At 60.6% G+C, this 23,708-nt stretch carries 30 protein-coding genes; 29 read left to right on the plus strand and 1 reads right to left on the minus strand.

Annotated features, from left to right (window positions below):
* Nucleotides 1-92 precede the first annotated feature (92 nt).
* Genes REH34_RS00780 through REH34_RS00790 form a run of 3 tightly spaced genes read left to right on the plus strand, consistent with a single transcriptional unit; the run spans nt 93 to nt 1,791 of the window.
* Complete coding sequence (locus tag REH34_RS00780; RefSeq protein WP_311970395.1) at nt 93-845, plus strand: PFL_4669 family integrating conjugative element protein; 753 nt, start codon at nt 93-95, stop codon at nt 843-845.
* Complete coding sequence (locus REH34_RS00785) at nt 842-1,351, plus strand: DUF3158 family protein (RefSeq protein ID WP_311970396.1); 510 nt, start codon at nt 842-844, stop codon at nt 1,349-1,351. Before REH34_RS00780 ends, REH34_RS00785 begins: the two co-directional genes overlap by 4 nt.
* Nucleotides 1,348-1,791, plus strand: coding sequence for a single-stranded DNA-binding protein (locus REH34_RS00790; RefSeq protein ID WP_311970397.1), 444 nt, complete (start codon nt 1,348-1,350; stop codon nt 1,789-1,791). Before REH34_RS00785 ends, REH34_RS00790 begins: the two co-directional genes overlap by 4 nt.
* Before the next feature lie 75 nt (nt 1,792-1,866).
* Here the strand turns inward: REH34_RS00790 and REH34_RS00795 are convergent, their stop codons facing one another.
* Complete coding sequence (locus REH34_RS00795) at nt 1,867-2,124, minus strand: DUF4880 domain-containing protein (protein ID WP_008374261.1); 258 nt, start codon at nt 2,122-2,124, stop codon at nt 1,867-1,869.
* A 188-nt stretch (nt 2,125-2,312) separates the two neighbouring features.
* On the opposite strand from REH34_RS00795, the gene REH34_RS00800 reads away from it, so the two are divergent.
* The 26 genes from REH34_RS00800 to REH34_RS00925 all read left to right on the plus strand — a co-directional run bounded on the left by REH34_RS00800 (nt 2,313) and on the right by REH34_RS00925 (nt 23,665).
* Nucleotides 2,313-2,657 carry a helix-turn-helix domain-containing protein gene (locus REH34_RS00800; RefSeq protein WP_008374264.1) on the plus strand — a complete coding sequence of 115 codons (345 nt, stop codon included), beginning with the start codon at nt 2,313-2,315 and terminating at the stop codon, nt 2,655-2,657.
* 101 nt (nt 2,658-2,758) lie between these two features.
* Nucleotides 2,759-4,741 carry a DNA topoisomerase III gene (locus tag REH34_RS00805; RefSeq protein WP_311970398.1) on the plus strand — a complete coding sequence of 661 codons (1,983 nt, stop codon included), beginning with the start codon at nt 2,759-2,761 and terminating at the stop codon, nt 4,739-4,741.
* A gap of 760 nt (nt 4,742-5,501) precedes the next feature.
* The gene (locus REH34_RS00810; protein WP_311970399.1) at nt 5,502-6,005 is read left to right on the plus strand and encodes an STY4534 family ICE replication protein; all 504 of its coding nucleotides are present in this window, start codon (nt 5,502-5,504) and stop codon (nt 6,003-6,005) included.
* A 66-nt stretch (nt 6,006-6,071) separates the two neighbouring features.
* On the plus strand, nt 6,072-6,329 hold the full coding sequence (locus tag REH34_RS00815; RefSeq protein WP_311970400.1) for a hypothetical protein: 258 nt from the start codon (nt 6,072-6,074) through the stop codon (nt 6,327-6,329).
* Nucleotides 6,330-6,416: 87 nt separating this feature from the next.
* Nucleotides 6,417-6,905: a RadC family protein gene (gene radC / locus REH34_RS00820; protein ID WP_311970401.1), complete on the plus strand. Its 489-nt coding sequence runs from the start codon at nt 6,417-6,419 to the stop codon at nt 6,903-6,905.
* Between the two features lie 96 nt (nt 6,906-7,001).
* A complete protein-coding gene (locus tag REH34_RS00825; RefSeq protein ID WP_311970402.1) occupies nt 7,002-7,574 on the plus strand; it encodes a hypothetical protein in 573 nt (190 codons plus the stop codon).
* A 74-nt stretch (nt 7,575-7,648) separates the two neighbouring features.
* The gene (locus REH34_RS00830; RefSeq protein WP_311970403.1) at nt 7,649-8,206 is read left to right on the plus strand and encodes a hypothetical protein; all 558 of its coding nucleotides are present in this window, start codon (nt 7,649-7,651) and stop codon (nt 8,204-8,206) included.
* A 73-nt stretch (nt 8,207-8,279) separates the two neighbouring features.
* Nucleotides 8,280-8,996 carry a hypothetical protein gene (locus REH34_RS00835; RefSeq protein WP_311970404.1) on the plus strand — a complete coding sequence of 239 codons (717 nt, stop codon included), beginning with the start codon at nt 8,280-8,282 and terminating at the stop codon, nt 8,994-8,996.
* Nucleotides 8,997-9,168: 172 nt separating this feature from the next.
* Nucleotides 9,169-9,690: a PilL N-terminal domain-containing protein gene (locus tag REH34_RS00840; RefSeq protein WP_311970405.1), complete on the plus strand. Its 522-nt coding sequence runs from the start codon at nt 9,169-9,171 to the stop codon at nt 9,688-9,690.
* On the plus strand, nt 9,687-10,355 hold the full coding sequence (locus REH34_RS00845) for a hypothetical protein (RefSeq protein ID WP_311970406.1): 669 nt from the start codon (nt 9,687-9,689) through the stop codon (nt 10,353-10,355). The genes REH34_RS00840 and REH34_RS00845 overlap by 4 nt, the downstream gene beginning before the upstream one ends.
* A gap of 42 nt (nt 10,356-10,397) precedes the next feature.
* Entirely contained in the window at nt 10,398-11,078 is a 681-nt protein-coding gene (locus tag REH34_RS00850) for a TIGR03759 family integrating conjugative element protein (RefSeq protein WP_409373363.1), read from the plus strand.
* Nucleotides 11,060-11,614 carry a transglycosylase SLT domain-containing protein gene (locus REH34_RS00855; RefSeq protein ID WP_311970407.1) on the plus strand — a complete coding sequence of 185 codons (555 nt, stop codon included), beginning with the start codon at nt 11,060-11,062 and terminating at the stop codon, nt 11,612-11,614. Before REH34_RS00850 ends, REH34_RS00855 begins: the two co-directional genes overlap by 19 nt.
* Nucleotides 11,611-12,084 carry an integrating conjugative element protein gene (locus REH34_RS00860; protein ID WP_311970408.1) on the plus strand — a complete coding sequence of 158 codons (474 nt, stop codon included), beginning with the start codon at nt 11,611-11,613 and terminating at the stop codon, nt 12,082-12,084. Before REH34_RS00855 ends, REH34_RS00860 begins: the two co-directional genes overlap by 4 nt.
* A 10-nt stretch (nt 12,085-12,094) precedes the next feature.
* A complete protein-coding gene (gene traD, locus REH34_RS00865) occupies nt 12,095-14,218 on the plus strand; it encodes a type IV conjugative transfer system coupling protein TraD (protein ID WP_311970409.1) in 2,124 nt (707 codons plus the stop codon).
* A gap of 36 nt (nt 14,219-14,254) precedes the next feature.
* Nucleotides 14,255-14,983, plus strand: a complete 729-nt coding sequence (locus REH34_RS00870) for a TIGR03747 family integrating conjugative element membrane protein (RefSeq protein ID WP_311970410.1) — start codon at nt 14,255-14,257, stop codon at nt 14,981-14,983.
* 147 nt (nt 14,984-15,130) lie between these two features.
* Nucleotides 15,131-15,883, plus strand: coding sequence for a hypothetical protein (locus REH34_RS00875; protein ID WP_311970411.1), 753 nt, complete (start codon nt 15,131-15,133; stop codon nt 15,881-15,883).
* The gene (locus REH34_RS00880) at nt 15,884-16,132 is read left to right on the plus strand and encodes a hypothetical protein (RefSeq protein ID WP_311970412.1); all 249 of its coding nucleotides are present in this window, start codon (nt 15,884-15,886) and stop codon (nt 16,130-16,132) included.
* A gap of 97 nt (nt 16,133-16,229) precedes the next feature.
* A complete protein-coding gene (locus REH34_RS00885; RefSeq protein ID WP_311970413.1) occupies nt 16,230-16,556 on the plus strand; it encodes an RAQPRD family integrative conjugative element protein in 327 nt (108 codons plus the stop codon).
* A complete protein-coding gene (locus REH34_RS00890; protein ID WP_311970414.1) occupies nt 16,553-16,792 on the plus strand; it encodes a TIGR03758 family integrating conjugative element protein in 240 nt (79 codons plus the stop codon). The genes REH34_RS00885 and REH34_RS00890 overlap by 4 nt, the downstream gene beginning before the upstream one ends.
* An 18-nt stretch (nt 16,793-16,810) precedes the next feature.
* Entirely contained in the window at nt 16,811-17,188 is a 378-nt protein-coding gene (locus REH34_RS00895; protein WP_236470415.1) for a TIGR03745 family integrating conjugative element membrane protein, read from the plus strand.
* Between the two features lie 7 nt (nt 17,189-17,195).
* Nucleotides 17,196-17,597 (plus strand): TIGR03750 family conjugal transfer protein, encoded by a 402-nt coding sequence (locus REH34_RS00900; RefSeq protein ID WP_311970415.1) that lies wholly within the window; start codon nt 17,196-17,198, stop codon nt 17,595-17,597.
* Nucleotides 17,594-18,235, plus strand: coding sequence for a PFL_4703 family integrating conjugative element protein (locus tag REH34_RS00905; protein WP_004407564.1), 642 nt, complete (start codon nt 17,594-17,596; stop codon nt 18,233-18,235). The genes REH34_RS00900 and REH34_RS00905 overlap by 4 nt, the downstream gene beginning before the upstream one ends.
* Nucleotides 18,232-19,047, plus strand: coding sequence for a TIGR03749 family integrating conjugative element protein (locus tag REH34_RS00910; RefSeq protein WP_311970416.1), 816 nt, complete (start codon nt 18,232-18,234; stop codon nt 19,045-19,047). The genes REH34_RS00905 and REH34_RS00910 overlap by 4 nt, the downstream gene beginning before the upstream one ends.
* The gene (locus REH34_RS00915; RefSeq protein WP_311970417.1) at nt 19,037-20,548 is read left to right on the plus strand and encodes a TIGR03752 family integrating conjugative element protein; all 1,512 of its coding nucleotides are present in this window, start codon (nt 19,037-19,039) and stop codon (nt 20,546-20,548) included. Before REH34_RS00910 ends, REH34_RS00915 begins: the two co-directional genes overlap by 11 nt.
* The gene (locus REH34_RS00920; RefSeq protein ID WP_311970418.1) at nt 20,511-20,927 is read left to right on the plus strand and encodes a TIGR03751 family conjugal transfer lipoprotein; all 417 of its coding nucleotides are present in this window, start codon (nt 20,511-20,513) and stop codon (nt 20,925-20,927) included. Before REH34_RS00915 ends, REH34_RS00920 begins: the two co-directional genes overlap by 38 nt.
* On the plus strand, nt 20,927-23,665 hold the full coding sequence (locus REH34_RS00925; protein ID WP_311970419.1) for a conjugative transfer ATPase: 2,739 nt from the start codon (nt 20,927-20,929) through the stop codon (nt 23,663-23,665). Before REH34_RS00920 ends, REH34_RS00925 begins: the two co-directional genes overlap by 1 nt.
* The last annotated feature ends 43 nt before the right edge of the window (nt 23,666-23,708 follow it).

Raw genomic sequence — 23,708 nt, forward strand, 5'->3', positions numbered from 1 at the left:
GCTTATCCGAACACAGGTCCTTCAAGTTTTCGGCAGTCACACCCGTGTTTGCCCGGCACCGTGTCCTCACCCGCCGACTTGAGGACCTGCCCATGGCCGACCATTTCCAGCTCAACCTGGGCTCGCTGCGTAGCACCATCACCCTGACCCTGCACACCCATCACGCCGCTCGGCTGTGGCAGGGCCGCTTGGCCCGCGAGGGCAGCCATCCGATCATGAGCATGGCGGCCTACATCAACATCACCAACATCCTCAAGCAAGCGGCGGCGCAGGACGACCCTTTCGCTGACTGGTTCATGCTGATGCTGGAGGACAAGGTGCTGCGCGCCAAGGTGCAGATGGGCCAGTTGATGGAGCAGGTCAGCCATCTAGAAAAACTCCTGCCCTCGCAAATCGACGTGGGTGACAACCTCAACATCCACCCCGTGACTCTGCCGCTGTTTATCGCCAGCCAGCTGGGATTTCTTGCGGTTTACCTGCTCACTGACTACGACACCTTGGTCAGGCGTGTGCTGCTGGCCCATCATACGGCGCTGATCGGCCGGCCGGACATGGAGGGCTGGATCGACCAGGGCGCCCACCAGGTGCGTAGCTTGTTTGGTATCGCCCATAGATGCCGCGTGTCCGGCGTCTCCCGCAGCGATGTGGCCGCCGACAATGCTCGCTTCCAGGAAGCGGTCGATAAGTACGGTAGGCCGCCCCACGACGTGCTCGATGGCACACGTCGCTCGCAGTTCGCCCCGCCTATCATCGCGGTGGCGGGAACGACGGAAAGTGCGCCGGCCAGTGCAAGTGATGAGGTTCCGGCGGACGGCGAGATGGCCGCTGCGGATAAGCCGTCATGACCCGCCAGGACTTCCCCGCCGATCTGACCCTCGCACCCACTGCCTATCGGGACATCGAACACGCTGCCTCCCTAAAAGGCCTTTTAAAGCCTTTTAAGGGTAAGGGGGAACTGGTCCAGCTGACGAACGTCACGAGGGAGCTTGAACAGCGTGTGGCGCAGCTCATGGGCACCCAGGCGGCGATCATGGCGCTGCCGCCCTTGTCGTTGCTGGGCATTCGTCTGGTGCTGCAGAACACCGGCGCCGGCACCACCTTTCTGCGCTGGCGCACCCAGGACTTTTCCCGCATGGGCGCCCTAGTCTGGGAGCGGCTGATGCGCAATCCGCACCTACCTCCGGACCTGCGCACTGCCCTGTTCCAGATCGAATGCAACCGCATCGCGCTGAACCTGCAGATGAGCGTGCTGCATTCCCTGCAGCGCCAGGCGCTCGACTGCAGCCACAAGATGGCCAACGCCGAAGGCGTGCTGCGCCAATCCCCATCCGGAACGGAGACATCACCATGAGCACTTTTTTTGTTGGCGAAGGCAACATCGGCAGCGCGCCGGACTTTCAGGAATTCACCTCAGGCAATGATGAGCCGCGTCGTCTGCTGCGCCTGAACGTCTATTTCGACAACCCGGTACCGCGTGAGGGCGGCTACGAAGACCGAGGTGGATACTGGGCCCCGGTTGAACTGTGGCACCGTGATGCTGAGCATTGGAGCACGTTGTTTCAAAAAGGCATGCGCGTGCTGGTCGAGGGGCGCACGGTGCGCGATGAATGGGAGGACAGCGAGGACAACGCACGGGTGACCTTCAAGGTCGAGGCACGTCGCATCGGTATCCTGCCCCATCGGCTGGCCAGCGTGAGCATGCGTGAAAAGTCCCCCGACGCCGCGCCATCGGGCCCGGCCGACAAAGCGAGCCCCGGCACTACCCGCAAAGGCGGTCGTGCCAAGAGCTGATCAGTGGACCTCAGTGGAATGAGCGCCTCTCTGCGCGGCGCTCATCCAAACCCTGGCCCATCGACGCGCGTCACTTCAATGCCGTGTCGAACCCGCGCTGTATTGCAACAACATCGCCTCCAGTGCCGTCTCCAGCACGTCCGGATCCTCAGCAACTTTCGCCAGCGCCTGCCCCAATTCCCGAAACGCCTGCCGGTGCGTAGGGCACTGTTCCAACCACTGCGCCAAGGCGCTGAGCTTGTCCTTGTCGTCGGGTGATCGATGAATCTCCAGAAAGCGTCGAAGCGCCTGCAACCGCACCTGGCCTATCAGCCCATCGTCCGCTGTATCCACGTGAGTTTCCTTGTACGTCAATACGCGCCTCGCGCGCGCAGCGACCGCCACTGATTCTTGCCCATTTTCAGCAATCCACACACTCAATTGAACAAATACAACCCATATCGCCCAGAGTCAACCCGATGGGTTGTTCATCTTGCGAGGTCTTTGTTCGACCATTCAGGTTGAATGGGAGACCCGCACAGTTGCCGAAAATCATCGCCGCCGCCGATAAGCAGATTGGCCAAATGATCGCCAAGCGTCGCCGCGCCCTGGGTCTGACTCAGGACCAGTTGGCCGAACGCCTGTCGATGGGTCGTGAGGCCTATTCCCGGCTCGAACTGGGCAAGACGTCGCTGTCGGTCCCCAAACTGATTCAGCTGTCGGGCGCGCTGGATTGCGGGCTGGCTGAACTGGTGACCGACTTCAGCCCACGCCCCAGTGACCAAGGCCATAAGATCGGCTTGCTGCTCGCGCCCCTGTCCGATGCCGATCGGCAGTTCATCCTGTCTTCGACCGAGCACCTGATTGCCCATCTTAAGCAGCGTTAGTCTGCCGCCACCGTCCAATTGGACCCCGCACATTCAGTTTTAAGCTGGCTCCCTCCCCTCTGAGCGTCACCCTGCTTCAGTCATCCGACTGGAGCGAAGCCATGCAGTTGTTCATCTGCGAAAAGCCCTCCCAGGCGCGCGACATCGCCCGCGTGTTGCAGGCCGGCCGGCGTGCCGAAGGCTGCCTGGTGGGCGAACGGGTCACTGTCACCTGGTGTGTCGGGCACCTCCTGGAGACTGCGCCACCTGAAACCTACGGCAGCCACCTCAAGCGCTGGGCCCTGGAAGACCTGCCGATCCTGCCCCAGCAGTGGAAGGTGCTGCCAAAGCCCAAGGTCGCTTCCCAACTCAAGGTCATTCGCGGCTTGCTGGGGCGGTGCCACGAGGTGGTCATCGCCACCGACGCCGATCGCGAAGGCGAGATGATCGCGCGCGAGATCCTGGAACTGGAAGGCTACTGCGGGCCGGTGCAGCGCCTGTGGTTGTCGGCGCTCAACGATGCCTCGATCCGACAGGCGCTTGCGGCGCTCAAGCCCGGTGCGGAAACCTTGCCGTTGTATCACTCGGCCTTGGCCCGTTCGCGGGCCGACTGGCTGGTGGGCATCAACCTCAGTCGATTGTTCACCCTGCTTGGGCGCCGCGCGGGTTATGACGGAGTTCTGCCAGTGGGGCGCGTACAGACGCCGACACTGAAGCTGGTGGTAGCCCGCGATCGGGCCATCGCGAGCTTCGTGGCGCAGCCGTACTGGACGCTGGATATTCGCCTGGCCGCAGGGGCCGCAGATTTTCAGGCTCGCTGGCAACCGCCCCCTACGGTCTGTGATGACCAAGGCCGTTGTACCCAACAAAGCGCCGCCCAACAGGTGCTGATGAGAGTGCTCGAGGCCGCACAGGTGCACACCGACAGTGTCGAAACCGAGCGGGTACGGGAGTCCGCCCCGCTACCGTTCGACCTGGGCACGCTGCAGGAAATCTGCTCGGCCCGGCTCGGCCTGGGTGCTCAGGAAACACTGGAATGCGCCCAGGCCTTGTACGAGACCCACAAGGTCACCAGCTATCCTCGAAGCGACTGCGGCTACCTGCCTGAGACCATGATCGACGACGCGCCAGCCGTGCTCGAGGCGCTCACTCAAGCCGATCCGGCGCTTCGGGATCGGCTTCAGGACCTGAACCTGTCCGTGCGCTCGCGCGCCTGGAACACCGCCAAGATCTCCGCCCACCACGGCATTATCCCGACCGCCGTGGCGTTCCGGATCGACAGCCTGCCCCCGCGTGAACGTGCGGTGTACGCGTTGATCCGCGCCCGGTACCTGGCGCAGTTCTGCGCGCTGCACGAGTACCTCAAGACAGAAGCACTGTTCATCGGGGCCGGCGAAACCTTCAAGTCCACGGGCAAGCAGATTCTGGTACCTGGCTGGAAGCCCTGGATCAACGAAGCCGACCCCACTGGCCAGGCTGACGCTTCACAGGCGCTGCCCGCGTTGCACGAAGGCCATGCCATGACCGTGTGCTCGGCCAAAGTCGATGCCCGCACCACACAACCGCCCAAACCCTACACCGATGGCACCCTGATCAGGGCCATGAAATCCATCGCCAATCAGATCGAGGATCCGCGCCTGCGCCAGCGCCTCAAGGACAGCATCGGTATCGGCACCGAAGCCACCCGGGCCTCGATCCTGCAGGGGCTGATCGACCATGGTTACCTGGTGCAAAAGAAGCGCAGCCTGTCGGCCTCGTCCGCCGGTCACACGCTCATCGAAGCCGTGCCGCCAGAAGTCGCAGATCCCGTGATGACGGCATTGTGGGAGCAGGCGCTGGAGCATATCGAAACCGGCCGGCTGACCGTGGACGCCTTTCTCTTCAAGCAGGGCGAGTGGCTCAGCCAACTCATCAAGCACCACGCGACACTCAAGCTCAACGTGCCGACGGCGCGCGGCCCGGGCTGTCCGATCTGCAAGACGGTGATGCGCAAACGCACCGGGCGGACCGGCACCTTCTGGTCGTGCTCGCGTTATCCCGACTGCAAGGGCACCAAGCCGTTGGCCAAGCCCAAGGTGTCGAAGCCCAAATCCAAGGGACCGTGACCCTCACCGTGCACTTGACGGGTCTGGTCGGGGCTGTTGTAGTGAGGACGCCCTTCGCCATTGGCGAGCCAAGACCGATTCGCTCCGGGCAGCTCGGTCGGACTCCATGAGTTCGGAGCCGCTTTTTCCTGCAACCTGGTTGCCCTTCACTGCCCTGCAAATCGTTGCAGCGAATGACCCGTGCCGCTTTTCACCAGGCCGCAGGGGTCATTCGCTTCGGCGATGACGATCAGCTCCGGTGCCCGCCGGCGCAACACTGGGCGCCTTTTGTGCGCGGATGCGTGCCAGAAAATTCCGACCCAGGCCACGACAAGGGTCGGTTGGTCAGGTCCTGCCAACGTGTGCTTGTCACGAGGAGCGACGTTGTCGCGATTGGCCAAAGGTGGTCCCTTTTTGTCCCCAGCCCGATGACCGTCGGGCTATTTTTCGCCCGCGACGTTTCCACTGTGTGCCACTCGAATCTGGGCCAACAGCCTCTGTTCGGTCGGCTGTTGACGTCGCATCGATCGCGTTTTATAGATGGGCTGCACTTGCTGTCGATGACAGCGCCCAGGCAGCTTGAACCTTCAAGGCTGCGCCATTTCGATGGTGGTTCTCCCAAGTGCGATTCGCGTTCGGCAGCTCGCACGGTCATCGATTCGTCGGTGATGAGCGCTGATTGTTTTCTCAGCCCTTCTGGGCCCACTTGTCATCCCCCTGCGGAATTCACCTCCCGCCGGGACGGTGGGTTTCCGCGTTTCTTGCAAACAGGAGATTCACCATGACTCAGTCCACTACCCAAAACCAAACCCAAGCTAGCAGCTACTTCAACCTGCACACCCAAGGCATCGGCTATCTGAACCGCGTGCGTGAAGTCACGGTTCGTCGCGGCCAGCCGTTCATGGCCTGTGATATCGCTGCCCTCCATGGCGCCAGCGATGACGTGGAATACACCCGTTTCGACTGCAAGGTCGCCGGTGGCGAAGCCGAAAAGCTGATCCGCCAACACATGGCCAACGTCCAGGCCGAACGCAAAGTCCTCTTGGGTTTTCGTATCGGTGATCTGTGGACCGATGCGTTCATCTACGAAAAAGGCGAACGCCAGGGTCAACCCGGCGCCAGTCTCAAAGGCCGCTTGATCTTCATCGAGTGGATCAAGGTCGATGGCACCTTGGTGTACAAGGCCCCGGCCCGCACACCCGTTGCCGCGGATGCTGAGCAACCCACCGCTGATGCAGATCACGCACAGCATCAGGACGAATCGCAGGCACGGCAAACCGCCTGATCCGTCCGCTATCCCGCAATAGGCGCTCTCCCCCGAGCGCCTTTTCTTCCACCGCAGGAGGCTCCGATGGAATCCTTCTGGCTCTGCCAAACCTGCCTGTTTGCCGTCGCCTATGACGACTTCAGCGCGCTGTCTTTGTATTACACCGATGAGGAAGTCGAGCAGCGCATGACCGCAGTCCGTGCGTGCGTTCGAGAACTGATGCCCCTGAGCGCTGATTTCGACTCGGAGACCGGCCTAGGCATCGACGACTTTTCCACGTCACCCTGTGATGCGTGTCACTGCTCACTTCACGGCGCCCGCCACCGTTTCACCCGATTGTGATTACTGAAATCCAAAGCTCTTTCACCCAACCCATCAGGGGCCATCACACCCTTGGGGTGTGCCCCTTTGCGACTAGAGGATCACACCATGTACGCTCCCCTCACCTTGATCGACGGTACCGATGTCACCCGGCGCGGTGCAGAAGACCAAATGATTGCCGAAGCGCTCAACCTGCTGGATCGGCGTTACTTCACCCGTGGTGAATGCCTGTTCAGTCCGACTGCGGTGGCTGACTACCTGAAGCTACAACTGGTCGGGCATCACCAGGAGGTCTTCGCCATGGTCTGTCTGGACGCACGCCATCGGACCCTGAGTTTTGAAAAACTGTTCTTCGGCAGCATCGACAGCGCCAGCGTGTACCCGCGAGAGATCGTGATTCGCGCCTTGGCCTGCAATGCCGCCGCCGTCATTTTCGCTCACAACCATCCTTCGGGGTGTCCCGAACCCAGCCAGGCCGATCGCAACCTCACCGCACAGCTCAAGAATGCCCTGGCCTTGGTGGAAGTTCGCGTTCTGGATCACTTCGTGGAGGGTGAGGGAAAACCCGTGTCGCTCGCCGAGATGGGTTGGCTCTGACTTCACTCGCAAACGCTTCTCCCTGCCGGGGAAAATCTCCTCCCCGCAGGGGAGGCGGTGACTCCGGTTTCACTCAACCGAAACAGGAGAATCACCATGGAACTGTCCATCAATGATCTTGCGGGTGTCCAGTTTGTGGCAAACCCGTACGCACCCGACACCCTGCTGCGAAGCGACGTGCTCGAGCTTCAATTCGTGGTGATGGATCACGGCGAGATGATCTTTTCCAAAAGCAGCTTTTGCTCTCAGGCCTTTCAGGAACGAACGCTGGTGGTACTGGGCTACTGCGGCCTGATCACCGAGGGCATGGCGATCGCTCACGATTGCCTGTTTAGCGACGCATTTGGGCTGCGTGCATTAGAACAGGCGTGCGCGGTGGATGTCAGAATCCACCAGGTCAACATCGTCGACCTGCAGCGCCGCACCGTGCTGTCGGGCGTTGTCCGTGAAGCAAGCATCGAGTGGCTATCGCCCTGTGTGACTCGAACCGAACGGATGTACGCCAGACTGACCGCTCAGGATCTGTTGCATCGGGCACAAGTGCACACCCACGACGGTCTGCACGAGGCCGCCCGGCAACTGCGCACCGAGGCCGAAGAGTGGCAAGGCAGAATGATCGCCGAACACGGGATACCTCACGCGCTGCAAGCCCTCTCGCTCTCGCACTGACCCAGACCCGACCGGGGAGTAACCTTCCCATCGGGCGGACTCTCCCGGTTTTTCGATAACCTTGGAGAGACAGCATGAACCTTCATGTACAGCACTTCGATGGCGTCGCTTTCGTTCACAACCCCTATCTCGCTGGAACAGCCCTGCGCCAGGACATCTTCGAACGTCAGTTCCGGGTGCTCGCCCACGGCCAAGCAGAACTCGCTGATGATGATGGCTTTTCTCACACCTTCTGGATGCCGCTGACAATCGAGCTCGCCCAGTGCGGCTTGCTCGAGCAGTGCCTGCTCAAGGCCCTGCATTATCTGGTCTCGGGCAACGCTGGCTTGTTCGGCGATGCGGTGCTGGACTTTCGGCCGGAGCGTATCTCGGTTCAGGATCGCGGCGGTCAAACCGTGCTGTCAGGCCTCGTCAGGCAGTCCACGCTGACTTGGTTGCCGCCCTACTGCACCGGTGACGAATTGCTCTTAGCCGAAGCGCAAATAGGGCGCCTGCTGGCAGATGCCATCGACGAAGATCGTTGGGACAACCACAGCACCGCAAACAACCTGCGGCGTCAGGCAGACCATCTCCAGGCCCGCATCATCCCCACTCGCTGGCTACCGCACGTGCTGAAGCTGCTGAACATCTGACTATCAACTCACATCCCTTGGGGGCCTTTCCCCCTTGGGGCTGGGTCCTCCTCACCTTGTGGAGAACCCGAGCATGAACAACACACCTGCAAACCCTTTCGCCCGTGGCTACCTGGCCATGGTCAGCGAACGCGTGCTGATGATCATCTACGACGACAAGCAGCCGCCCTGCTACCGCACGCTGCACCCGTCACAGCTTCATCTGAGCGACGAGCACATCGAGCACCTTGCCTGCCGTTTCAACGACGACATGGTATGGGTCGGTACTGATCCAAAGCCAGACCCTGATCTGGAAGCGCAATGCATGTCCGAAGGCACCGTCGCGGCAGTGATCTACCAGGTAACGGCTGACCATTTCGGTAGCGCTGTGCACCTTGGGGATTTCCCCACCGAGGCTGCTGCGCAATCGGCGATCCTGCAGATGGCGTTTGAGACCGGCCACTACAGCCGCTGTTGGGAAATCAGCAGTGCCCACGTGCCTCAGCCGGACCTATGGACTTTTTGCTTTCCGGCCAGCAGCGGGCGATCGATGGGCTACTTCGAGTGCTTCAGCCTGCCGGGCAGTACCGCGGTCGGGTTCAAGCTCTACTCGACTCCGTGGTCGGCAAATCCTTCTCGACGTTCGTTCGATGCCAACAGTAGCGATGTCGAAGCGCGCCTGCGCAGCGAAGGTGTGCCCGAGGCGCTGATCAGGATTCTGATGCTGGCAGGTGAGGCCGATGTGCGGTTTTTGTTCCTTGATCCTGACGCTGCAGCAGTGCCTGGATTACCTATTTTTCCTGATGATTGAACCAAAGGCGCCCTTGATACGGGCGCTTTTTTTCTGCGTGGCGCACCGGCAACCACCTGAGGCTATCGCTTCCCGTAGCTCGGAAAAGTGGCCAGGTTGAATTCGGGTTTCTGGTAAGTGCAGCGTCATCCTGACTGCCATGGTTACCCCTCGCAAATGCCGAGAGTTCATCATGAACCTGAATCTTCCCATCAGTCTCGCGTTGGCCCTCGCATTCGCGGGGTGTACCACCGCCCGCACTGACGCTACGCCTCTGTCCAAGACGGCCGCGCATGCGTTATCCAGCGCTACCAATCCCAGCCTAAAGCCGAAGTCAGCTCCGGAAATCGCCCAAGGGCGCTACGGCCTGGTGAGCACCCAGCCAACCGTGGAACAACGTGATCCATTGCTTCAGATCATCGACGTCCATATCGCGCCGACGCTAAACGCCACGGTCGCCGATGCCTTGCACTTCGTCCTGCAACGATCCGGGTACTCCCTATGCGCCGCTACCCCTGGGGTCCAGACGCTGTTCAGTCGTCCCCTGCCGTCAGTGCACTACCAGCTGGGGCCCATCTCGCTGATGGACGCCTTGGACGTGTTGGGGGGCGAGGCCTGGCAATTGCAGACCGATCCGGTGCTTCGCACCGTGTGTTTTACCCAGCGGCAGGTCGTTATCAACGACCTATCGCTACCAGCCGAGGGCCAGCCATGAAATCGACTTCCTTTCAGGCGCTGGTTGTCGGCGTCCTGTGCCTGTGCACGTCGGGACTGGCGGCGGTGGCCGTTAATCAGCATCGGCAGCTACAAGCGTTGCAGGCCAAACCGCAAAACGAAATGACGGTCTCCGAGTACCAACGCCAATGGCGTGAGCTGAACGACAAGCAAGGCTCGACTAATACCGCCATCGCGCAACTGCGTAGCACGTTATCCAAGCTGGCCTCGACACAAACCGAGCACGGTAAGCAGACAGTCCAACTGGCCAGCGACATCGAATCCCTTAGGGTCGCCAAGCAGGCACCAACTGCCAATCTCGAGCTGCAGCCCTTGGAGCTACGGGTCTCGCTCATCGAGGAGCAACTGGCTCAAGTCCGTCTGCAAGCGGCGCCTCAGCCGAAGGCGAAACCCGCCAGCGTTTCAAGCAAGTCGCCGACCGTCCCACGCCCACAACCGCCAACGCCCCCCTTCTCGATCATGGGCAGCGAGCTTCGCGGGCCAGAGCGCTTTCTGTCGCTCCTGCCACTGGGCGACAGAACGCTTAGTTCGGTACGCCTGATTCAAACTGGGGAGACCTTTGGTGGATGGCGATTGGACAACCTGAACACGAGCACTGCCGTGTTCTCGATCGCCGGCCAGGCTCAAACCCTGCCCATTCCATAGGGAGGCGCCATTAAAACCTTCGTGTCGTTATCCGCCTGGTCGATGGGCTGTTTCTGCCACCTGACCCTGGCCGCCCCTGACATCTCGACCGCAGACCACACTGCACCTGAGCGGCCAGCATTGCGGACTTCAGCCCAGCACTCCCAGGAGATATGGGGGCTCACCGAACAGGAGTGGGCCAAATTCGAATCCCTGCAAACGGGTCCGCGCCGCTACTGGAGCCCGCAACTCGATCCTCTGACGACCCTCGGCGTCGAAGCTGAGACGGACCAGGAACGCCAGCGCTATGCTGAGCTGCAGGTTCGCCTTGAGGCCAAGCGTGCCGAACGCGAGCTGGCCTATCAGAAGGCCTACACGCAGGCGTGGACCAAGCTGTACCCCGATTTTATGCCAATCCAGGGCATGGCGACCACTGCCAGTACCGCCTCTCAAACCGCCACTCGCAGCGCGCTCTTCGTCAAAGACGATTGCGACAGCTGCCTGAGCGCGGCGAAACGCCTGCAGGACCAAGGTACGGCGTTTGATCTGTATCTGGTAGGTAGCGACGGCGACGATGACTCAGTGCGGCGCTGGGCCAAAGCAGCTGGGATTGTCCCAGCCAATGTTCAACGTCGGCAGATCACCCTCAATCATGACCGCGGTCGCTGGTTCAGCCTCGGTGCCTATGGCTCGCTCCCCGCCCGCTTCGAACAGGTCGATGGCCAATGGCAGCGCATCGAATAGCCTGGCTGGTCGTGCTGCTGCCGGTGCGGCTGGTGCTCGCCGAGAGCATCCCGCCGCCGGCTTACCAACTCGCCGCGGAGCGCGCCGGCGTCCCGGCGACCGTGCTGTTCGCGGTGGCGCTGCAGGAGAGCGGGACGCTGCTTCGCGGTCAGCGCATCCCCTGGCCCTGGACACTGAACATTGCCGGCCAGGGGCAACGCTATCCCACCCGGAATGCAGCCTGCCAAGGGATACACAAGGCTGCGAGGCAACACGATCTCAAACGTATTGATGTCGGCCTGGGGCAAACCAACCTGGGCCATAACGGCGCACGCTATTCATCCCCATGTGCCGCCCTGGATCCGCAGCAAAACCTCATCGTGACCGCGACGCTACTGCGCGAGCACTACGATCTGACCGGCGATTGGGTCCAGGCTGCCGGCCGCTACCACCGCCCAGCCGGTGGCGCGATCGCCGCGCGCTACCGCGCCCAGTTTCGGCAGCAGCTGCAGCAGTTACAGGCCTCGACTTCTCCCACATTGGAATCCTCACCATGATTGGACATGACCTCAATCGCCTTTTGCTGTCTCTGGGTATCGCTGCGCTGTGCGCTGCACCCGCAGCGGCCCAGGACCATACCCGAAAGCTCAACCCGGTATCGCCGTCGATCATCCATACCGACATGCCCCTCCCTTCGGGACTTCAATGGATCCTGCCGGTAAGCAGCCCCAAGCTGAGCCCAGGCCCTGTTGAAGCCAGAGCGCTGAAAATGCCTGGCCTCAAGCCATTTTTCCTGGTCGGGGAGGAGGCGAGCTCGCTGGAATGGTTAACCGCCAATGCCGAACGCCTGACGGAGCTAGACGCCGCCGGACTCGTGGTGGACGTGACTGACGCTGGCTCTCTGCAGCACATCCAGTCGCTGGTACCCGAGCTCACCGTCATGCCGGTGAATGGCGATGACATCGCCGAGCGATTACAGCTCTCCCATTACCCGGTACTGATCACCTCCACTGCCCTGGAACAGTAAGGTACCCGTCATGGCCGATCACGTGATGGAGTCGTTGCTACGCCCCGCCGTCGAGCTCTACACCGTGGCGGTCTGCGGTGGGGCCGCTGCGCTGTGCCTGCACTCCCCTTGGGCTGTCGCGCTCTCTCCGGAGGTTGGCGCCGGAATGGCCATGGCCTACACAGCCTTCGGCCTCAAGCGGCTCAATGAGGCGCGCATGGTGCTGCGCTACCGCCGCAATATCCGGCGCCTGCCCCGCTACGAGCTGACCAGCCGCCAAATACCGGTGAGCCGTAAACGGCTGTTCATGGGCAGGGGCTTTCGCTGGACCCGCCTGCACACACAGCGCCTGGTCGAAGCTCAGGATCCGGACGTCGCCCGTTACGTGAACCAATCGTTGCCCCATCGCATGGCCAGGCACCTCGAAAGGCGCCTGGAATGGGCGCCCTATCCGCTTACCCTGCTGGGCCGCGCCACTGCCTGGGACAGCGCCCTCAACCCCGTCAGACCGCTGCCGCCGGTGGGCGGCTCGCCGCTGCTGCATGGGGTCGAACCCAACGAAACCGAAGTCAGCCTACCGCTGGGTGAACGCGTTGGACACACCTTGGTTCTGGGCACTACCCGGGTCGGCAAGACGCGATTGGCAGAGGTGTACATCACCCAGGATATCCACCGAAAAGCGCCCGAAGTGGTGATCGTGTTCGATCCCAAAGGCGATGCCGATTTGCTCAAGCGTATGTACGTCGAGTCGCGCAGGGCCGGTCGTGAAAAGGAATTCTATGTCTTTCACCTGGGCTGGCCAGACATCTCCGCGCGCTACAACGCAGTCGGTCGTTTCGGCCGCATCTCTGAAGTGGCCACTCGTATCGCTGGCCAACTGAGCGGCGAAGGCAACTCCGCGGCGTTTCGCGAGTTTGCCTGGCGCTTTGTCAACATCATCGCCCGTGCGCTGGTCGAGCTGGGCCGAAGGCCGGACTATTTGCAGATCCAGCGGCACGTGGTGAACATCGACGCCTTGTTCATCGAATACGCCCAGCAGTTCTTTGCCCGGCATGATGCCAGTGCCTGGGAGGCCATTGTGCAGATCGAGGGCAAGCTCAATGAGAAGAACATCCCGCGGCACATGGTCGGGCGCGAAAAGCGTGTGGTCGCCATCGAGCAATACCTGGCCGCCAAGCGCATCTTCGATCCCGTCATGGATGGTCTGCGCTCGGCGGTACGCTATGACCGCACCTACTTCGACAAGATCGTGGCTTCCCTGCTGCCATTGCTGGAAAAGCTCACCAGCGGCAAGACCGCGCAGTTGCTGGCCCCCAACTACACCGACCTGGAAGATCCGCGGCCAATCTTCGATTGGATGCAGATCATCCGCAAACGCGGCATCGTTTACGTGGGCCTGGATGCCCTCACCGACGCCGAAGTGGCCGCGGCAGTCGGCAACTCCATGTTCGCCGACCTGGTGTCGGTCGCAGGTCATATCTACAAACATGGCGTCGACCATGGACTCCCCGGTGCCGATGCCTCCGGGCAAAAACTCCCGATCAATCTGCACGCCGATGAGTTCAACGAGCTGATGGGCGACGAGTTCATTCCGCTGATCAACAAGGGCGGTGGCGCCGGTATTCAGGTGACAGCCTATACCCAAACCTTGAGCGATATCGAAGCCAGGATAGGCAATCGCGCCAAGGCTGGTCAGGTCATCGGCAATTTCAACACGCTGCAGATGCTTCGTGTGCGCGAGACCGCGACCGCCGAGCTGCTCACGCACCAACTGCCCAAGGTCAATGTGCAGACACGCACCCTGGTCTCGGGGGCCACCGATACCGCTGACCCTGATGCCCATACCGACTTCACGTCCTCCTCCCAGGATCGCGTCAGCACCACTGCCGTACCGCTGATCGAGCCCGCGCACATTGTCAGTCTGCCCAAGGGCCAAATGTTTTCCTTCCAGGAAGGCGGACAGCTCTGGAAGGTGCGGATGCCCCTGCCCAAACCGGCGGATGACGATGCCATGCCCAAGGACCTGCAGGAGCTTGCCACCCGCATGCGTGCGGCCTACAACGCCCACGCGAACAAGTGGTGGACCGCCAGCGGCGGCGGTCCGACGGTGGACTATGACCCAGAACAACCCCCGCCAGGACGTCGCCGTGGATAGCGGTATTGCAATGTCCCTATGCAAGCGGCTAGTGATATGAGCGCCGATCCACCGCGGCAGGCCCCACCGCAGCAACGTCCTGGCCTGATCCTGTCGTTCATTGCCGGCGTGCTGAAGGTCATCGGACTGCTCTTCATGTCCCTGCTGGCGTCGATCATCATGGAATACATAGGGCTGATCTGGTTCTGGCCGGAGCAAGGCTGGTACCACAGTTATGCAATGCTCGACAGCGAGCTCGCGTGGCTCAGCAGCCACTTCAAGAATTCGCTCATTGTTGAGCAGCCTGGAGCCGCGACGCTGAAGGTTTTAACCCTTCTAGAGGAGTGGCTCATCGAGGGAACCGGGCTAGCGCGCCTGGATGCTCGCGCCAGCGAGATCGGGCAATCCGATGGCTTCTGGGCGTGGGTCGGTGGCGCATATGTGTTCACCAAGGACTACATCCTAGCCGCGGTTTACACGACAATGACCTTTGCGGTGCGCCTGGCCGTGCTGAGCCTGGCGACGCCACTGTTCTTGCTCGCGACACTGACCGGCTTGGTCGACGGACTGATGCGCCGGGACTTGAGAAAGTTCGGTGCCGGACGCGAAAGTAGCTTCATCTACCACCGGGCCAAACGATCTCTCGTTCCGCTGATGATCCTGCCTTGGATTATCTATCTGTCTTTGCCAATCAGCGTGAACCCGCTATGGGTATTGGCCCCCTGTGCAAGCATGCTAGGCGTCATGGTGGCAATTACTGCCTCCACGTTTAAAAAGTATTTGTGACTTCAAACTTGGCCACGTACGGGTTATAAATTGGCATCCGCGAAGTGCGACTGTCTCTGGTTACTTATTGCGAGCATCGACGTCAGGGCGGCAGCTTTTTCAGTCGTGGATACCATGGAGCTGTAGAGTTATGCTAAGGAGCCTTGAATGTTTTGGAAGCGAAACGACCCCATCCGAGTGGAGCTGATCAATGCTCCCACCATCATCGCTGAATCCAAGCCAGCAGCGAATGAGCGAGCCCGTGCTCCCGAGAAGAATCCATCGATAAAATTCCTGACCTGGGACCAGTTCTTCAAACTAGTCGCTGTCATGGTCGCGTTCGCAAACACGGCATTGGTGGCCTTGGGGTATATGCGTTATGTCGGGGTCCTGGACCCTTTTGAAATCAGTAGAACCGAGGTCTCTTTCTCCGTATCCGACCTGCTTGCCTTCGGGTATATCGGGTTCCTGAATATGACATTTTCCGGGCAGCTCGCCGTGGCTGCTACCGCGTCCGGGCTAGCCATGCCGATCGCCGCACTCGTATTACGCTTTATGAATGGTCTACATGCACTTCTCCAACTGTTGTTGTCGTGGTCGCTGTCGATGGTGCTGTTCTTCCTGCTGACTGGGCCCTACTGGTTTGCCTACGACCCGATGAAGCAGAAGACATTGAGTCAGGTCGCTGCCCAGTTAAAGGTCAATCCAGACAGCGTAGGTGCGCTGGCGGTCGAGCAGGAAGTATGGACAGAGAGCGGATTCATAGGCGGTATCATTGTCCTTGCGATGCCCGATACCACCTACCTGCTCCGTGACGATATTCTTTATAAAATTCGCGGCTCCGATGGCAAAATCGTTCGCAGGACTCACATCAAGATTCGCTCTAAGCAGGCAACGAGCGATGCCAAAAAGGTAAACTGAATGGAAGACGAACTTGATTGTGTGACCGACTCCATGCGAGGTGTCGCCATGCGTCTATATGATCAAGTGTTGCAGGCCCCCAGCCAGCGCCAGCCGCTCAAATCACTTGCGGCGTGGTTACGTCAGGATCCTAACAATCGGTTGGCGTTGAAAGAGCTAAGACAGCTACTCGAGCTCGTGCAGGAAGATCCAATCGACATACTTCATCGCATGGTGGCCAGCTACAGCCCCAAGAGCACGCTCCATTAGCTCGCTGCCAATGTGATACCTCTCTATTCGATTAAATGAATGATCGCCGAGCATCATTCAAACACCCTAGATCTCAGTCCTCTCTGAGATCAGTCTCATGCCTGCTCTGAAGCCCCGAACCGTGCTGCTCAGCCTCGTTGCGATGGCATCGCTCAATGCGATGGCGTATGCCGGCGATGAACGCGCAGAGCTGGATCTCATCATTCAGCAAATCCGAGCGATCAATCAGATCGCGCAGCGTGCCGACCAATCGTCGACCTCGAGTGCGCGCTACCGATTTGATTACTCCCGGTTTCGCCAGGATCTTCGGCGTATCGAGGCAGGCCTCCAGGACTATCTATCCCCTCGCCGTGCCCAACCTGCAGATCCCACCGAACTGATCGGCGACTACGCCACCGAGCCCGCCCGCGAGTCATCGCCATGAGCATGAGCGATGCACAAACCGCCGCTTTTCAGGGCGCCGCAGGCTATACCCCGCAACTGAGCTCTGCGCTCTGGATCTCGCTGACGCTGGTGATCGCGCTGCTTTGGAGTAGCTGGGCGTTGTGGACCGGCTACCGAGGCTGGGCAGCGGGTCATGTGAGTTTCGGGGCACTGGGCGGCAGCGCCGCCCGTGTTTCGGTCGCATTGTTGGTCCTGATGTTCTTCACGCTGTCCTGATACCCTGGAGGTAATGCCATGATCCCCACCGTCCTCAACACTGCGCTGATCAAATCCCGCTACACACAAGCCAAGCAGCAGGCTTTCGGTCTGGTCCTGATTTTGGGGCCGGGTATGGCGTTGGCCGAGTTGCCCGCCATGGAAGCGCCCTCTCGCGGCGAAGGCGGCGGCCTGATCGAGACCATCAAGAACTACGCCTATGACGGCGGCATCATGATCGGGCTGCTCATTGCCGTTCTGGCCTTTCTGGGGGTCGCCTGGCACTCCCTGACGGTCTACGCCGATGTGCAAAACCAGCGCAAGACCTGGAAGGATCTGGGCGCGGTGGTCGGGATCGGCGCTCTGTTGGTGGTGATCATTCTCTGGTTCCTCGACAAAGCCGCCACCATTCTGTGAGGCCCACATGAGTGACCATATCGCTCGCCTGGCAGATGGCACCTTGAGCTTCCTGCCAGAGCGATTGAACCGCGATCCTGCCGTACTGCGCGGGCTCACCAACGACGAAATGTGGGTGTCGTTGGGTGCCGGCGCAGCGATCGGCCTTGTATTCGGCGTGCCGCTGGCGATCGTCACGGCGTCGATCGCCGTGGCGCCTACGGGAATGATCGTCGGCATGGCGATCATCCTCTTGGTCAGCGGCACCCTGCTGCGCCGCGCCAAGCGTGCGCGCCCTGAGACCTGGCTGTACCGCAACCTGCAATGGCAGTTGGCAATTCGTTGGCACATCGGCCGGGAGGCACTGGTAATCCATTCCGGCCCTTGGACGGTTCGCCGTACGCGCCGCCTGCGAGGACCCAGACCATGAGCCGATTCCGCAACAAGGTGGATGCCCAGCAGGCCCATATCATCAGTCTACGCATGGGGGTGATTGCGCTGACCCTCGTGTGCGCCGGCCTGTGGTATGGCTGGCAGTCTGCGCCGACCTCGCTGACGGTACATGTGCCGCCGGACCTGCGCTCAGGCAGCACGCGCAAATGGTGGGACGTGCCTCCCGAGAACATCTATTCGTTTGCGCTGTACATCTTCGGCCAGCTCAACCGTTGGCCCACCGATGGCGAAGCTGATTATCAACGCGCCATCTATGCCCTGCAGTCCTATCTGACCCCTTCGTGCAGAACATTTCTGGAAGGCGACTTCGAGTTTCGCAAGGCCGCCGGCGAACTGCGCGATCGGGTCCGCGGCGTGTATGAAGTACTGGGCCGCGGGTACAGCGACGACCCCGAGTTGCGTGTCGCCCAACTCGATGCAGATTCCTGGCTGGTGAAACTGGATCTGAACGCCGACGAGTATTACGCCGCGGAACCGGTAAAGCGCGTTGTGGTGCGTTATCCATTGCGGGTCATCCGCTTTGACATTGATCCGGAGCGGAACAAGTGGGGCCTGGCGCTCGACTGCTACCAAGGCACACCACAGAAGCTGATATTGCCGGGAGGTGATTCATGAGCCCACATTCGTGGCGCACTGTGCTAGCGCTGTGCCTGGGGATCAGCACTGGCGCCCAGGCCGTCGAGGTCAAACACTGGGACCGCCTACCGATCGCCGTACCCCTGATCGTTGGACAGGAACGCATTATCTTTGTCGACCAGGACGTCCGAGTCGGCCTGCCGGGGGGCATTGCCGGCAAGCTGCGAGTGCAGTCGATCGGAGGCACGGTGTATCTGCTGCCGTCTGACTCGATCGGGCCGACGCGGCTCCAACTGCAATCGATCAGCACCGGCGAAATCATTTTGCTGGATGTGGACGCTCAACCCGGCGAGCGCGCTTTGGAACCCATTCAAATCGCGACCACATCTTCGACCACTGAGGCCGATGAAACAGGTAGATCCGAACGTCAACCGCAGCGTACGCCCGTTCCCGTCGCCCTGACCCGTTACGCCGCCCAAAACTTGTATGCGCCCTTGCGCACAGTCGAACCGCTTCCCGGCGTTCGACGTATGGCGTTGAAGGTCCCTACCGATTTGCGCCATTTGCTTCCCACCCAACACGTTGTGATCACCCCACTGTCCGCCTGGCGACTCGATGACTTCTGGGTAACCGCCGTGAAGTTCAAGAATCTAAGCCTTCAGGTTATCGAGCTGGATCCTCGCGAACTGCAAGCTGAATTGTTCGGTGCTGCTTTCCAACACTCGACACTGGGTCGATCCGGAACCGCCGAAGACACCACCGTCGCCTATCTGGTTACGCGCGGCGGTGGCCTGGATCAAGCCGTTCTGCTGCCACCGACCCCGCCTGTAGGTGACGACCATGAAGGCTAACGCACTGCTTAAGTGGCTCGTACCGGGCGCCCTGGTGGCCGTGGTGCTGATTATTCTCCGCTCCTGGGTCAGCGATGCCCCAACCTCCAGGTCTACCGTCTCAGCGGAAGCGGAGCCGGTGCAACTGACCGCCGACCAAGCGAAGTCCCTGGGCATCGCCGGTGACACCCCCCGCGACACGGTCGCAACGCTGGTGGGACAGGTCAAAGCGATGCGCACCGAGATGCTGTCACTGAAGAAAAGCAACGACTCCCTGCAATCGGAGAACAATCGTCTGCGCACACGCGAAGGGAGCATCGATACCCGTATTCAATCAGCACTCGGCAGCGTGACGCAGCAGGTCAGCGAGGAGCGCAAGCAAGCCGATGCGGCACGCCAGAAAGCCGAGCAGGACAACCGCGAGGCCAAGTCCTTGTTGTTCCAGTTGAAGGATCAACTCTCCGGATTGGGGGGAAAGAACGATGATCTGCCAGTGGGATTCGGCCTGGAACCCGGCGATGGGGACCGATTCAAGTCAGCGGACAGCGAGAACGATGCCATGCGCTGGGTCGAACCCTCGGACAGAGCCGCTTCTGCGAAGCCCAGCGAGGGCCCAATTGTGCTGTCCAACCTTCCCTCGCAGTTCAAGCTAGACGGGCTGAAAGACAACGCCATCGATCGTAGCCAAAAACAACTCCGCGCCAGCTCGAAGGGCGAGCGCGATCTGGACGGCAAGGCCGACCGCACCGAGGGGGCCCGCCCCGTCTACACCATCCCAGAAAACTCGACCCTCATGGGGTCGGTGGCGATGACAGCACTGATCGGCCGAGTGCCAGTGGACGGTACCGTCAACGACCCCTACCCCTTCAAGGTGCTGGTCGGTCCGGAGAACCTCACCGCTAATGGCATCGATCTGCCCGACGTGGCAGGGGCGGTCATGAGCGGGACGGCTTCGGGTGATTGGACACTTTCATGCGTACGCGGACAGGTCGAGTCGATTACCTTCGTCTTCCACGACGGCACCGTACGCACCGTCCCGCAGCCGCAAGCAGTGGTCAACCGCAACACGGCCGCAACACAGTCCAGCAGCACCGAAAAGATTCGCGGCGGCCTGGGCTTTCTGTCGGATCCTTATGGCATCCCCTGCATCGCCGGCGAGCGCCGCTCCAACGCGCAGCAATATCTGGGCAGCCAGAGCCTGATCACCGCCGCCGGCGCCGGACTGGCTTCGGTATTGAGCAACGAGCAGAACAGCACCAGTGTGATCAGCTCGGGCAGCACGGCGCTGGGCATGTCTCAGAGCAACGGCAACAGCGCTTTGAACTCGGTGCTCAGCGGCGGCATCAGTGATATTCGCGAGTGGGTCAACAAGCTCTATGGCGAAGCCTTTGCCGCGGTTTATGTGCCGCCGTCGGCCAAGGTGGCGCTGCACCTGGACCATGAGATCGCAATCGACTACGAGCCCAAGGGCCGGAGGGTGAACCATGAAAGCACATCGGTTTCGTCACTGGATCTCGACTAGCCTGCTGCTGGTATTTTTGGCTGGATGCTCTACCGACAAGGAAGCCATGCTGCCCCACGGAGAGCAGACCATGATGGATATCTGGAACAATGCCGGATCTGTCGGCACCCAGCAGCAGTTGTTCAACGCACGCAGCGCGCTAAGACGCCCGCTGGTGGATCCTTCCTCAAATGCCGGTGAGCAGGCCAGTTACACCCGCGCAGCTCAAACCGAGATTTACAATCTATTCCCTCGACTGCCCAATCCGGACCTGGTCCTCTATGTCTATCCGCACCTGAGCGGCTCCGAGCAGGCGCCGGTGCCGGGGTACTCGACGGTGTTTCCACTCTATCGGACGGTGCAGTATGCGCAGCCCGGCGAACGCGTGGATGACCTGTGATGGCGGAGGATCAAGCGGGTGCTCGGCCCTTCTGGAAGCCCTGGCGCGATGACCAACGTCGGCGCGCCACCCAGGACGACGAGTCAAAGTTCTATGAGCATAACCCCAGCTTCACGGACCACCTTCCTTGGGTGGAATACCTCGAAGAAGGCCAATGCTTTTTGCTCGACGACAACCGCTCCGTCGGTACCGCGTTCGAGCTGACGCCCATTGGCACAGAGGGGCGAGAACCAGAATGGCTAATGACCGCGCGTGATGCCCTCGAAGACGCCCTGCAGGACAGCTTCGAGGAGCTGGATCGTGCGCCATGGGTGGTGCAGTTCTTTTGCCAGGACGACAGCGACTTCTCGCCGTACCTGCAAAGGCTGTCGGATTACATCCAGCCGAGCGCCCGCGGAACAGCCTTCACCGAAGCCTACCTTGAACTGACCCGGCAACATCTCAAGGCGATTGCCAAATCCGGAGGATTGTTCGAGGACACGGCTGTCTCGCACCTGCCATGGCGAGGCAGCAATCGTCGCGTTCGCTTGGTGATCTACCGCCGCGTGCAGAGCTCAGACGATGACACAGGATCGCCTGTCGCATCTCTGGAGCGCGCCTGCGAGCGCATATCTGCATCACTGCAGGCCTGCAGTGTTGCACCACGGCGTGTGGACGGTAAAGCTTTCTACGCCTGGCTTCTGCCTTGGTTCAATCCTGCACCGACGCTGACCGATGAGACGCCCGCTGACTTCTACGCCCGTGTCCCCTATCCCGAGACGTCTGACAGCGAATCCCTGGAATTGCCCTTCGATCATGACTTCACCGAGCGATTGTTCTACAACGAACCTCGGTCCGATGTGAATCACGGGCGGTGGTACTTCGACAATCAGCCCCACCGGGTCATGGTGGTGGACAAACTTCGCAAGCCGCCACACATCGGCCAGATCACCGGCGAAACCCGCAAAGGTGAGGCCTTGAACGCGCTCTTCGATCAATTGCCCGAAGACACCATCATGAGTTTGACCATGGTGGTGACGCCGCAGGACGTACTTGAAGAACAGCTCAATCGCCTGTCTCACAAGGCCATTGGCGAGAACCTCGCCTCCACTCAGACGCGACAGGACGTTGAACAAGCGCGTGCGATCATCGGCCGGCAACACAAACTCTACCGGGGAACGCTGGCGCTCTACCTTCGAGGTAAAGACGATCGCGAACTGCATCAGCGATCGATTCAGGCGGCTAACGTATTACTGGCGGGTGGGCTTCAACCTGTGCGCGAAGGTGACGAGGTGGCCGCCTGTAACAGCTATCTGCGCTGGCTGCCCATGAGCTATAACCCCATCCAGGACAAACGCAATTGGTATACCCGGCTGATGTTTGCCCAGCACCTGGCCAATCTGCTGCCCCTGTGGGGCCGTAGCATTGGTACCGGCAACCCAGGCATGAGCTTCTTCAATCGCGGCGGCGCACCACTGACCGTGGACCCGTTGTCACGCCACGACCGTGCCATGAACGCCCATCTGCTGCTGTTCGGCCCCACAGGCTCTGGTAAGTCGGCGACCCTCGTTTCGCTGCTGATGCAGGCCATGGCAATTTACCGCCCGCGGCTGTTTATTGTTGAGGCGGGAAATTCCTTTGGGCTGCAGGGTGATTACTTTGCGACCCTCGGCCTATCGGTCAACAAGATACAGCTCAAGCCTGGTACCGGCGTCAGCCTGGCGCCTTTCGCTGATGCGCGGCGCCTGGTCGAGGAACCGCACAAGGTGGCCTCTCTGGCAGTTGAGGATCTGGATGAAGCTGAAGATGACAGCGATGAACAACGCGATGTCCTGGGCGAACTTGAGATCACCGCGCGGCTAATGATCACAGGCGGTGAAGCCAAAGAGGATGCTCGGCTCACCCGCGCCGATCGTAGTCTTATCCGTGAATGCATTCTGGATGCAGCGAGGGCTTGCCTGGTCACCCGGACATCTGTCAGAACGCGGCATATCCGTGATGCGTTGCAACACGTTGCCGGCAACACGCACTTGCCTGACAAACGCCGTGACCGAGCTCAGGAGATGGCTGAATCCATCGATCTGTTCTGTCAGGGATTCGAAGGTGAGCTGTTTGACCGCGAAGGCACACCGTGGTCCGAGAGCGATGTGACCATCGTCGACCTCGCCACCTATGCACGGGAGGGCTACGAGGCACAGATGTCGATCAGTTACATCAGTCTAATGAACACGGTGAATAACCTCGCCGAGCGTGACCAATACCTTGGCCGCCCGATCATAATGGTGACTGACGAGGGGCACATCATCACCAAGAATCCGCTCCTCGCCCCGTTCGTGGTGAAGGGGACCAAAATGTGGCGCAAGCTTGGGGCCTGGTTCTGGCTGGCCACACAGAATCTCGCGGACTTTCCGAATGCCGCACAGACGATGCTCAACATGATCGAATGGTGGGTATGCCTAAATATGCCCCCAGCGGAGATTGAAGAGATTGCGCGCTTCAAGAAACTGACGGCCGCACAAAAATCACTACTGCTGTCTGCTAGCAAGGAATCCGGCAAGTACACCGAAGGGGTGATTTTGTCGAAGAAAGTCGAGACTCTGTTCAGAGTCGTCCCACCGAGCTTGTACCTCGCGCTGGCCATGACTGAGCCAGAGGAAAAAGCACAGCGTTGGCAGGAAATGCAAATGATGGAGTGCTCAGAACTCTCCGCAGCCATACGCATAGCGGGGAAAATCGACGCAGCTCGGGGGATTAGTTAGCGTCCTGAATCAGATGGTCACTCAACAGACACTCGACTCTCAG

The sequence above is a fragment of the Pseudomonas baltica genome (genome assembly GCF_031880315.1).
GTDB lineage: Bacteria > Pseudomonadota > Gammaproteobacteria > Pseudomonadales > Pseudomonadaceae > Aquipseudomonas.